This is a genomic window from Anaeromyxobacter oryzisoli (genome assembly GCF_022690765.1).
GTDB lineage: Bacteria > Myxococcota > Myxococcia > Myxococcales > Anaeromyxobacteraceae > Anaeromyxobacter > Anaeromyxobacter oryzisoli.
In genome coordinates, this window is the sequence record NZ_JALCZA010000179.1 from 1 (window position 1) to 556 (window position 556).

A 556-nucleotide genomic window follows, 5' to 3' on the forward strand; every position below is an offset into this window, starting at 1 on the left:
CTGACCGATCCCCTCATTCCCACGGTCATGGGATGGGGCCAGTTGTAGACGTTCCGCGGGGTTGAGATCATGGTGCGGGGCCCATGCGCAACCAGGCCATCCGCCCCCGCCGCGTGCACGACTTCGTCTCCTCGATCTTCGACTACGACCTCCATGCGAAGCGGGTGGCCTCGCTCGCCGACGCGACGGTGGGCGCCTTGCAAGGGGCGCAGCTCGCCGTGGGCGCACTCGGGCGCGCGCTGGCGATCGCCAAGGAGCTTCAGGCCAAGCACGCCATCAAGCAGGTGGACCGCTTCTTCTCGAACACCGGCGTCGATGTCTGGAAGCTGTTCGCGAGCTGGGTGCCCTTCGTGATCGGTGGACGACCGGAGATCGTGGTCGCGCTCGACTGGACGGACTTCGACGCCGACGACCAGGCCACCATCGCGCTGTACCTCATCACCAGCCACGGCAGGGCCACCCCGCTGCTCTGGAAGAGCGTGATGAAGTCCGACCTGAAAGGCTGGCGGAACGAGCACGAAGACGCGCTCCTGCAGCGGTTTGCCGAGGTTGTTCC

The 556-nt window shown here is 66.4% G+C and carries 1 pseudogene; it reads left to right on the top strand.

Annotated features, from left to right (window positions below):
* Positions 1-83 precede the first annotated feature (83 nt).
* A pseudogene (locus MNZ27_RS23270) lies at positions 84-556 on the top strand (IS4 family transposase); the annotation flags it as partial.